The organism is Caballeronia glathei (assembly GCF_000698595.1).
GTDB lineage: Bacteria > Pseudomonadota > Gammaproteobacteria > Burkholderiales > Burkholderiaceae > Caballeronia > Caballeronia glathei.
In genome coordinates this window covers 1-11,335 of sequence record NZ_JFHC01000127.1, presented here as the reverse complement: position 1 = coordinate 11,335, position 11,335 = coordinate 1, and the positions used below count along the sequence as shown (strand labels likewise).

The 11,335-nt window shown below is 64.3% G+C and carries 7 protein-coding genes and 1 pseudogene; 6 read left to right on the top strand and 2 right to left on the bottom strand.

Features of this window, described 5'->3' with window-relative positions; translation table 11 throughout:
• On the bottom strand, positions 1-759 hold a 759-nt coding region (locus BG61_RS36565; protein WP_035942993.1), incomplete at its 3' end, for an FAD binding domain-containing protein.
• Positions 760-771: 12 nt separating this feature from the next.
• Positions 772-1,308 (bottom strand): (2Fe-2S)-binding protein, encoded by a 537-nt coding sequence (locus tag BG61_RS36560; RefSeq protein WP_035935711.1) that lies wholly within the window; start codon positions 1,306-1,308, stop codon positions 772-774.
• Between the two features lie 756 nt (positions 1,309-2,064).
• On the opposite strand from BG61_RS36560, the gene BG61_RS36555 reads away from it, so the two are divergent.
• The 6 genes and pseudogenes from BG61_RS36555 to BG61_RS36530 all read left to right on the top strand — a co-directional run bounded on the left by BG61_RS36555 (position 2,065) and on the right by BG61_RS36530 (position 11,258).
• Positions 2,065-2,475, top strand: a complete 411-nt coding sequence (locus tag BG61_RS36555; RefSeq protein ID WP_035935708.1) for an ACT domain-containing protein — start codon at positions 2,065-2,067, stop codon at positions 2,473-2,475.
• 52 nt (positions 2,476-2,527) lie between these two features.
• Entirely contained in the window at positions 2,528-3,298 is a 771-nt protein-coding gene (locus BG61_RS36550) for a GntR family transcriptional regulator (protein WP_035935707.1), read from the top strand.
• Between the two features lie 169 nt (positions 3,299-3,467).
• Entirely contained in the window at positions 3,468-5,072 is a 1,605-nt protein-coding gene (locus tag BG61_RS36545; RefSeq protein WP_035935704.1) for a gamma-glutamyltransferase family protein, read from the top strand.
• Between the two features lie 153 nt (positions 5,073-5,225).
• Positions 5,226-6,521 carry an oxalate/formate MFS antiporter gene (gene oxlT, locus BG61_RS36540; protein WP_035935701.1) on the top strand — a complete coding sequence of 432 codons (1,296 nt, stop codon included), beginning with the start codon at positions 5,226-5,228 and terminating at the stop codon, positions 6,519-6,521.
• A 290-nt stretch (positions 6,522-6,811) separates the two neighbouring features.
• Positions 6,812-9,336: pseudogene (locus BG61_RS36535) on the top strand (type VI secretion system Vgr family protein).
• Positions 9,337-9,338: 2 nt separating this feature from the next.
• Positions 9,339-11,258: a T6SS effector phospholipase Tle3 domain-containing protein gene (locus tag BG61_RS36530; RefSeq protein ID WP_035935699.1), complete on the top strand. Its 1,920-nt coding sequence runs from the start codon at positions 9,339-9,341 to the stop codon at positions 11,256-11,258.
• The last annotated feature ends 77 nt before the right edge of the window (positions 11,259-11,335 follow it).

Here is an 11,335-nt window from a genome sequence, read left to right as displayed (position 1 = left end):
GATCACCGCCGCCGACGCCAGCGCGAATTCGTATGACGCGCGGTCGCGCAGCTTGAGGTAGACGGAGCGGCTGCCGGGCGCGGGCGGCGGCAGCGTGACGTGCGTGACGAGGTCGCCGGGTTCGAGCACGGTTTCGCGCTGCGGCGTGGTGCCGGGCAGCAGGTAGAAATCGTCGATCGGCACCTGGCGCTCGCCGCGCACGCCAAAAATGTGGACGGTCGCTTCGAGCGCCATCAGCGCGACGTTCATGTCCGACGGGTTGCTCGCGATGCACGCGTCGCTCACGCCGAGGATCGCCTGCGTGCGGTTGAAGCCGCCGATCGCGGCGCATCCCGAACCGGGCTCGCGCTTGTTGCAGGGCATCGCGGTGTCGCGGAAATAGACGCAGCGGGTGCGTTGCAGCAGGTTGCCGCCCGTCGTCGCCATGTTGCGCAGTTGCGCGGAAGCGCCCGCGAGCAGCGCCTGCGACAGCACCGCATAGCGTTCGCGGATCAGCGGATGCTGCGCGAGATCCGCGTTGCGCACGGTCGCGCCGATCTTCACGCCGCCATCCGGCGACGCTTCGACGCTGTTCAACGGCAGGCGGCTGATATCGACCACGCGGCCCGGGCGTTCGACGTTCAGCTTCATCAGGTCGAGCAGCGTCGTGCCGCCGGCGAGAAAGCGCACTTCCGCGCCTTGCTGCGCGGTTTGCGCCGCGGCGCCGGCCTGGATCGCATCGCGCACGTCGCGTGCGCGGGAGAGCTGGAACAGTTCCATGGGGATCGCTCCTTACGCCTTGCCGCGCACGGTCTGGATCGCCGTGACGATGTTCTGGTAGGCGCCGCAGCGGCACAGATTACCGCTCATCGCCTCGCGCACGTCGGCATCGGTCGGACCGACCGGCTCGCCGAGCAGCGCGACCGCCGACATCACCTGGCCTGACGTACAGTAGCCGCACTGATAGCCGTCGCATTCGACGAACGATGACTGCATCGGATGCGGGGCCTCCGGGCTGCCGATGCCTTCGATGGTCGTGATCGCATCGCCTTCGTGCGCGGCCGCGAGACACAGGCAGGCATTCACGCGGCGCCCGTTCACATGGACGGTGCATGCGCCGCACTGCCCGTGGTCGCAGCCCTTTTTCGTACCGGTGAGATGCAGGTGCTCGCGCAGCGCGTCGAGCAGCGTGGTGCGCGGGTCGAGCGAGAGCGTGTAGTTCCTGCCGTTGATCGTGAGGTCGACCGGAATCGTGACATCCGTCCGATCCCTGGCGACGGGCGCCGCCGTGTCGGCGACGGGGTTTGCTGTGACCTGTTCGGTATTCATGGGGGTTTCCTTTCCTCGCCGATGCGTCGCGCGCGCTTTGCGCGCGTTGCGTGGCGGGTTGCTGGTTCTAGGTGCTTGGGGACGGGTGCTGCGTCGAGCATTTCCTGCGAACAGCCAGGCGGTGGAGGAGCCGGTCATGGTGCTGCCGTTCGTGCGTCTGTCATGCGCAGGCATGTCGCTGACACCGACGGTGAACAAGGCAGTGGCCGATCGACCACGTAGCCAGTATAGGCACTCGCGTCAGATCTTTCAGCGCCCGACGGCAGTGCGAGGCCCGGCGAGTGGCGCGCACGTTTCATGCCCGATCATGCGCTTCGTTCGTGACAGAACAGCGTAGCGGGAGCGTCTCGGCGCGGACCTGACGGCAATCTGGCAATCCCGTCAGGTATCGCGCGGAATCGCGTCCGGCGTCCGGCGTACGGCTCAGACGTGCGCCACGACTCTTGCGCACAGCGAGAGGATCAGCACGGCAATCGCGACGCCGCCTGCCAGGCAAACGGTCACTACGCAAAGGCGCCACAGTGTTTTCATCGGGTCGTGCCAAAAAGAAGGCCGCACGAAGCGGCCAGAAGGAGGGGATCACGGTAGGTCAAGTTTAAGCCTAACGCGGGTTTCTTAATGCTGTCTTAAGTCCGATGCGAAGCACGCATCATACGGGGGCGGCGTCGGCGCGTCGTCGATAGTTCATCAGACAGTGAAGCATCCGCGCGTCGGAGCAGCCGACAATCCTTTCATGTTCAACAGAGGAGCATCAAGATGAAAGATCTGACCATCGAGCTTGCCGACCGTCCCGGCGCGCTCGCGGAGATGGGCGAGGCATTGGGCCGCGCGGGCGTGAGCGTCGAAGGGGGCGGAGTGTGGGTGGCCGGCGGGCGCGGGGTGGCGCATTTCCTTTTCGCCGACGGCGACGCGGCGAAGCGCGCCCTCGATGCCGCGGGCATCAGCGTGCTCGCGGTGCGCGAGGTGCTCGTCCAGCGGCTGAATCAGGACGAGCCCGGCCAGCTCGGCAAGATCGCGCGGCGCATGGCCGATGCCGGCGTCAACATCGAAACGATGTACAGCGACCACGAGAACCAGCTGATTCTCGTGGTCGACGACCTCGCGAAAGGGCGCGCCGTGTCGCACGCGTGGTCGTCGCGGCAGCCGCCCAGCGCGCGTGTGCGCTAGAGCGCCGCCGAAATTCTTTTCGGGCGTCGTTTGTTGATAAGCTTGGGCGGCCATGTCCGACATCCATCTCCTGTTAGCCGCCGAACCTCCGCCTGCCCGCGCCGCGTCGCGGGCGGACCACGTCTACCTGTGCCTGAGAGACGACATTTTCGACATGCGTCTTCTGCCCGGCGACCGCCTGACCGAAGGCAGCATCGCGGAACGCTTCGCCGTGTCGCGCACGCCGGCGCGCGAGGCGCTGCAGCGCCTGCAAGGCGACGGCCTGATGCGCGGCTACGTGCGCGGCGGCTGGGAAGTCGTGCCCATCGACATCAAGCGTTTCGACGATCTCTATGAAATGCGTCAGCTGATCGAAACCTTCGCCGTGCGCAAGCTGTGCAGCGACGCCGTAGCGCCGGGAGATCTGGAGCCCATGCTCGACGCGCTCGATGCCGTGTGGAAGGTCGGGCGCAAGAAGCGCATCGCCGACGGCCGCGCGCTCGTCGCGCTCGACGAATCCTTTCATCACACGCTCGTCACCGCCGCGAACAACGACGAACTCGCGAGCGCGATGCAGCGCGTGACCGACCGCATCCGCGTGGTGCGGCGGCTCGACCTCGTCTATGGCGACTGCATCGGCGAGACCTACGACGAGCACGCCGCGATTCTCGACGCGATTCGCGCACGCGACGCCGACAGGAGCGTCGCGCTGCTCGCGAGCCATATCGAAGGCAGCCGCGCCGAAGTGTGCGGGCTCACGCTGCATCGTTTGCAGAGCGCCCGCACCGCGATGGGGCCGGCAAGCGCCCCATTCGCGCGAGCCGGGCAGCGCCGCACCATCTAGCGGCATCGCGCAGGGGCCTTCGCGCGCCGGACAGGCCCGCGCCAAGCCTTGTCCCTCGCGGCCTCTACGGGTTTTCACCGACACCTGGCACGCTTCTCGCATTGTCGACGTCCATGTATACAAGGACCCGAACGATGGTGCAGTCAGCAGCAGAAGCGAGCGGCCGGGCATGACCGCGAACACACTGAACCCGACACGCGGCTCGCGCGGCATGGCCGTCGCACCGCATGCGCTCGCGGCGCAAAGCGCGCTGGCCGTGCTGCGCGAAGGCGGCAACGCGGTCGAAGCGATGATCGCCGCGGCCGCGACGATCGCGGTCGTCTATCCGCATATGAACAGCATCGGCGGGGACGGCTTCTGGCTGATCTCGCGCCCCGGCCACGAACCGGTCGGCATCGAGGCGTGCGGCGCCGCCGCGCTGCACGCGAGCATCGACACCTACCGCGCGCGCGGTTTCTCCAGCATTCCGGCGCGCGGGCCGCTCGCGGCGAACACCGTCGCGGGCACGGTGTCCGGCTGGGAATTTGCGCGGCGCCTGTCGAGCGAAACGCTTGGCGGGCGCATGCCGGCATCGCGCCTGCTGGAAGATGCGATCCACTATGCGAAGCACGGCTTCCCGGTCACGCGCAGCCAGGCGGCGTGCATCGCCAGCAAGCGCGGTGAGCTGGAAGGCGTGGCGGGCTTCGCGCAAACGTACCTCGAAGGGGCGACCTCGACGGGCGAGCGCTTCGTCGCCCCGCGCCTTGCCGCGACGCTGCAGCAGCTCGTCGACGCCGGCTTCGACGACTTCTACCGCGGCGACCTTGCCCGCAGCATCGCGAACGATCTCTGCGCGCTCGACACGCCGCTCACGCTCGCCGACCTGGAGCGCCACCATGCGCGCGAGCGCACGCCGCTCGCCATGAAGCACTCGCTCGGCATGCTCTACAACATGCCGCCGCCGACGCAGGGGCTCGTGTCGCTGCTGATTCTCGGCGTGCTCGATCGCGTGCTCGACGGCGGGATGGACCCGCTCGGCCCCGAATTCGTGCATGCGTGCGTGGAGGCGACCAAGCTCGCGTTCAAGGTGCGCGACGAACATGTCACCGACCCCGATCACATGCGGATCGACCCGCTCGCGCAGCTCGATCCCGCCGCGCTCGACGACATGGCCCGCCGCGTGTCGATGTCGGCGGCGGCGCCGTGGGGCAGCGGACGCGGTCCCGGCGACACGGTATGGATGGGCGCGATCGACGGCGAAGGGGTGGCCGTGAGCTTCATCCAGAGCATCTATCACGAGTTCGGCAGCGGGATCGTGCTGCCGGATTCGGGCATCAACTGGCAGAACCGCGGTTGCAGCTTCTCGCTGGACCCGGCGGCGCGCAACCCGCTGATGCCGGGCCGCCGTCCGTTCCATACGCTCAATCCGGCGCTCGCGCGGCTGGCGGACGGCCGCACGATGGTCTACGGAAACATGGGCGGCGACGGCCAGCCGCAATCGCAGAGCGCGGTGTTCTCGCGCATCGCGACGTTCGGCTGGAACCCGCAGGCGGCCATCGACGCGCCGCGCTGGCTCCTCGGCCGCACCTGGGGCCAGACGACCGATTCGCTGAAGCTCGAGGCGCGCTTTCCGGCCGCGACCGTCGACGCGCTGCGCAAGCTCGGCCATGACGTCGAGGTGCTCGCGCCCTACGACGAAGCGATGGGCCACGCGGGCGCGATCGTCAGGCATCCGGGCGGCCTGTTCGAGGCCGGCTACGACCCGCGCAGCGACGGGGCTGCGGCGGGCTGGTAGCGGCTCGCGGCGTATTGCAGGACCGACCCGCAGCACCGCGCGAGCCGCTCGCGCATTGACGAAACCGACATCCGGCCGATGCATCCGCACCGGCCGGAGGGCAGCACTCGTCCTTTTAAAACAACCATCCTCCGCTTCGAATGGAGAACATAGATGACCACACGCTTGCAGACCCTGAATGAAACCGCCGTCGACGGCGCGTCGACCGCCGCGACGCACAACCGCTGGCTGCAGCTCGGCCTCGGCCTCGTCTGCATGATGGCGATATCCAGTCCGCAGTATGTGTGGACGCTCATGACCAAGCCGCTGTCCGCCAAGCTCGGCGTGCCGCTGCCCGAGCTGCAGGTGACCTTCTCGCTCCTGATCATCCTGCAGACGTTTTTCTCGCCGTTCCAGGGCAAGCTGATCGACCGGTTCGGCCCGCGCACGCTGATTTCCATCGGCACGGTGATGTCGGGCCTGAGCTGGGTGCTCGCGTCGCAGGCGGCGAGCACGTCGATGCTCTATCTGACGTATGGCGTCGTCGGCGGGCTGGGCACGGGCATCGTGTATGTGGGCGTGGTCGGGCTGATGGTGCGCTGGTTCCCGGACCGTCGCGGCTTCGCGGCGGGCGCCGTCGCGGCGGGCTACGGCATGGGCGCGATCGTCACGACGTTCCCGATCTCGGCGTCGCTGCAGTCGCGCGGCGTGGACGGCACGCTGCTCATCTACGGCGCCGTGTTCGCGGTGGTCGGCTTTCTCGCGTCGCAGGGTTTGCGCACGCCGCCGGCGCATGCCGCCGCTGCGCCTGTCGGCGGCGCGGCGCCGAACGCTTCGAGCGTGCCGAACCTGCGCCCTTCGCAGATTCTCAGGACGCCGCTTTTCTGGCTCATGTTCGCGATGATGACGATGATGTCGACGTCCGGCTTGATGGTCACCTCGCAGATGGCGACGTTCGCGGCGGATTTCGGCATCACGAAAGTGTTCGTGTTCGGCATGGCGGCGCTGCCGCTCGCGCTGACCATCGACCGCTTCACGAACGGCCTCACGCGGCCGCTATTCGGCTGGGTATCGGATCGCGTCGGCCGCGAGAACACGATGTGCTTCGCGTTCGCGCTCGAAGGCATCGCGATGGCGCTGTGGCTGCTCACCCGCGAAAACGCCGTGCTGTTCGTGCTGCTGTCGGGCGTGGTGTTCTTCGGCTGGGGCGAGATCTTCTCGCTCTTTCCGTCGACGCTCACCGATACGTTCGGCACGCGCCACGCCACCGAGAACTATGGCTGGCTCTATATCTCGCAGGGTATCGGCTCGATTTTCGGCGGGCCGCTCGCCGCGCTGATGCACCAGAAGGCGGGCAGCTGGGTGCCGGTGTTCGGCACCGCGATCACGCTCGACATCCTGACCGCCGTGCTTGCCATCTTCATGCTCAAGCCGATGCGCGCGCGGTTCCTGCGCGCCGCGGCGCGCTGAACGAAGCGCGGGAAACCTGAATGGAAACGCCGCTTCCCGGGAGGGGAGCGGCGTTTAATTTTTTGGGCGTCTGGTCCGCGCGCCGACCTTGCGGCAGCAGACGGCTGTCCGCGATTTGATGGCGCAGCCCAAACAGTCAAACGATGAAGATACGCGCACAGAATCAGCGTGGCACGACCACCGCGAAGGAAGTCACCGAAAGTTAGGATTATTCGTGTAGATCAAGGCGACGACCGATCAATAAGCTCCCTGCGCAACAAAAGCAATCAAAAAACGGGAGAAGATCGTTCGTGGGTTCGACTACCGAGCATTCCGGCGCGCTTCGCCATGCCGCGCATCAATCTGCTTTTCCTTCGTTACACGAAGTCTATATCCTCGACGTGCCACGCGCAGCGAGCGCGAAGGACATCAGCGTCGTGCGCTTTACCGGCATCGAAGCGATTGGGGAGGCGCGACGCTTTGCAATCACGCTCACACATCCGCTGGCCGACCTGCCGCGCAGCGACTATCTGAACCGGCCCGCCAGCTTCACGATTCAGCCGCCGACTCCGCCCGGCTTGCCGGCCCCGATCGGCGCGGGCCGCAAAATTCAGGGCGTCATCACTGCGTTCAACCAGCTTGCCAGCAACCGCGACCAGACGACCTATGAGGTCGTGCTCGAATCGCGCCTCGCGCTCCTGCGCAATACCCCGACATGCCGGTTCTTCCTGAACCAGAGTTTTCCGCAAATCATCGCGCAGATTTTGCGCGAGCATGGTTTCGATGCGATTCAGGCGCGTTTCGACTTCAGGCTGTATCGCCAGTACGAGCCGCGTGAATTCGTCATGCAGTGGCACGAGAGCGACCTTGCATTCATCACGCGTCTGTGCCGGCGCTCCGGCATCTGGTTCGTGCAGGAAGAAGGCGAGCATTGCGAGGTGGTGCGCTTCGGCGACGATCTGACGCACTATCGGCGCAAGCCCGGCCTGACTGTGCCGTTCCACGCGCATGCCGGATTGACCAACACCGGTACGGAATCGATTCAGTCGATCGAAACGCATACCCGCGCGATTCCCGAACGACAGTTGGTGCGCGCCTACAACTACCGGGCCGCACCGCTGGCGATCGACGCCGAGAACATCATCCGGGGCGATGACACCACTTACGGGCAAGCGTACACCTGGGCCGCGCAACACCTGACCGACGCCGATGCACGGTGGGAAGCCCAACTCAGGCGCGAAGCGGCGTTGGCTGAACAGGTGGTCTATCGCGGTGCGGGCAATGTGGTTGATCTAATGCCGTCGAACGTGCTGAAGCTCGCCGACAAAGTGCTGTCCGAAGCCGAGCACGGCGTACTGGTCACGCGCGTGGAAAGCAGCGGTTCGCGCAGCGATGCGTACCGCCACACCTTTACCGCGATTCCCTCGGACCGTTTCTATCGCCTGCCGCTCAATGAGGAGAGTTGGCCGAAGGTGCACGGCACGATCAGCGGACGCATTACGTCACCGAGCCGGTACAAATTCGCCTACGTCGATGCGGCCGGCGAGTACATCGTGGACCTGCATCTGGACCGGGATACGCGGCCGGCCGGTGGCAATAGTTGTCGACTGCGACTCGCGAAACCGTTTGCCGGGTCGAATCAGACTGGCTTTCATTTTCCGCTGATCGATGGAACCGAAGTCCTGATCGGCTTCCACGACGGGAATCCTGATTTTCCGTTCATCGCGCACGTGATGCACAACGTGCGAGCAACGGACCCGGTTGTCAGCGATGAGCGCTGGCTGAGTCGCAACGTGCTTCGCACCCAGTCCAACAACACCTTGCAGATGGAGGATTGGGACAACGAGCAGCACATCAAGGTGGCGACCGAACGCGGCAAGTCGCAATTGACGCTCGGCCACAGCGTGGACCGCGGGCGCAAGAAGCGCGGCGACGGCTTCGAGTTGCGCACCGACATGAAAGGCAGCGTGCGCGCGGGACAAGGCTTGTTCCTGTCAGCCGATGCGCAACCGTTCGCGAACGGGCCGCATCTGGACATGAAAGCGGCGTTCGGCCAGCTACAGGTTGCGCTCGCGCAGGCACAGGGGCTTGCGCAGGCGGCGAGCGTCGCGAAGGCTGAAATTGCCGATCTGAAAGCCGAAAACGAATGGCTCAAGAACAGTCTGAACGAATTGAAAGAAGCGGTGATGCTGCTTTCTTCACCGAAGGGTATCGCGCTCGCGACACCTGATCGGGTGTCGGTTGCTGCGGGTAAGGACGTGAACATTGCAACCAGCGCGGGATTCAACGTCAATGCGCAGCGCAACGCGACCATTGCCGCATCCGAGACGCTGTCGCTGTTCGCCCACACGCCGGCGCCAGGCTGTTCGCGGCGCGCGGCAAGGTGCTGGTGCAGGCGCAGTCCGACGCGATGGAACTGGTTGCACAAAAGGATATGCAACTGACGAGCGCGAGCGGCACGCTCACGCTGAACGCGGCCAATGGCGTGGTCATCAGCGGCGGCGGCACGGCCTATATCAAGGTGCAGGGTGACAACGTCGAGATTGGCGGTGCGGGCTGTCTTGTTTTGAAGATCATCGAGATACAGAAGCAAGGCCCCGGCACGCTCAAGTTGCCGCTGCCGAAGTTTGAGCAGAGCGCTGTTAAAAACAGCGAGAAATTTGTGCTGTGCGATGACATCACGGGCCGACCCGTTGCAGACCGGCCCTATCGGATCGAACTGGCGAACGGCAAGGTTGTGGAAGGCAGGACCAGTCAAGACGGGGAAACGTCATTGTCGGTGAGCGATGTTGCACAGGGCATGAAGCTGCTGCTGTCGAAAATCAAGGGAGCGTGACAATGGCCGATAACGCAAGCCAGACAGATAGTCCGAACGTTGCACAGTCAGATGACAGCACGCCACAACGCTACAAGCTCAATGTGGCAACGAACGTCGTGCCGATGCAGCGCGATCATCTGGGGCGTTCGTATTGGGAGTCGTATCAGACGCCGGACAGCTACAAGGTTCATGCGGAGTGTCATGTCCCTCCGCATTTGCCGGGGGTCATCATCTTTGTGCACGGGGTGAATTCGGAGGGAGAGTGGTATGAGAAGGCTGAGAAGGCGCTTTGTGAAGGCCTCAACAAGCGACTGAACCGCACGGATTTGGAAGAGAACAGGTACTCGAACATTGATGACAAGACACAGAAGCCGGCACCTCGCCGAATCACCAAGGTTGGAAACTCGCCCGTCATCCGCTTCTATTGGGGATACAGCGCAAAGAAAGGCACCGAAAAGAAATGGCGAATCCCGCTCCGAAACAACCACGCCGTAGACTGTTGGGCGCCCGAATCCACCGGAGAGTCCGGCCCCTGGTATTGGGGCGGCGGTCCGTTCCAAAACGGCACGAACAACCTCCAACAGTGTTGGAGCCACACCGGATTCAAGCGCAACGTCTTCGGCTTCGACCTACAGAACCTGAACACCGAAGTCGACCGACAGTTGCAGGACGCCCCGCCACGTACCTACTACGCACACGCCGCGCAACGACTGGCCGATCTGGTCGACGAGATCCGCACAAAGTATCCACTCGATACGATCACGCTGATGTCGCACAGTCAGGGAACGATGATCGCGATGGCGGCGACGACGCTCTGCAAGAAGCGCGCGCCCGATGCGCTGTTCGTGATGAACTCGCCCTACGCGATGGACGACAAGATGACCGACGCCTTGTCATGTGGCGGCGAGCGTCCGACCGCGCAGGCGCGTGTCAACACCTTCCGCAACATCGCGAACCGCATCAAGCAGGACAAACGCGTCTTCACCGAATCGCTGATGCAGCAATTGCAATGCGGTGCGACGCAGGACATGAACTTCTGGCGGCCGGACTTGAAGATGCATTGGGGGCTGCCTGAGCGCGACAACCACGGCCGCCTGTATGTGTACTTCAGCCCGCATGACCGCGTGATGGGCGCGACGCCGCTGCAAAGCATCGGCTGGCAAGGTCTCGACGACAAGCTGCTGGCCGAACTCGGCGATACCGTCAAGCAGCGCATGCTCGCGCGCGGCACGCCGTGCGGCGATGAACCGGGCGTGCAGAAGTTCGGGACGTTGCCGCCGATTCCGAACCCGCCGCCGGGCGTCAAGCCGAACGACTTCTGGGACGGCAACCGGGGCGCACTAGGCGGCCTTTTTGGCGTGACCAAGATTTGGGCGGAGCCGAACGCAAACCAGACGGTCACGATCAACGCTGAGAAGGTGCCGGAACCACTGAGGGCGGAGGATGAAATGAAGTTGTTTGATAAGCCTCGGCGAGCCGGACTCGAATGGGGTGGCATTGATCCAGAAGATGGCAAACCCGTAGACGATACCTTCCGATACATGGCGTCGATCTATCAACCCGAGAAGTGGAAGGAACGCGAAGATGTATACGAGAACAATCTTCGGACGCGCGCCCTTGAAACACAAGACGAGTTGCAGGAGCGCATCTATCAATACGCACCCGAACCGACCGACCATAGCAGCGTACCGGGCAATGTCGAGTTTATGAAGCGGGTTGTGGCCTTTGACCTTCCTATTGGTTTTTGTGACGCGTATGACGACCGGGAATTCTGGATCAAGCTTCGGCATAAAGCCGACTGGACCTACGGCTACGACTCCTATTTCACCACTGGCGATTTAGGCGACTATGCGATGCCTGATCTAGTCGACAAACAAACGGTGGACCTTGCGAGAAGCGAAACCGACGCGCAACGTTTACAGGGAAAACGCGAAATATGAATCCCGCTAAACTGGCTCTGCTTGTGAGCGTGGCAATGCTCACGTCTTGTGTCTCCGACGAGGAGCGCTCGCGCTAC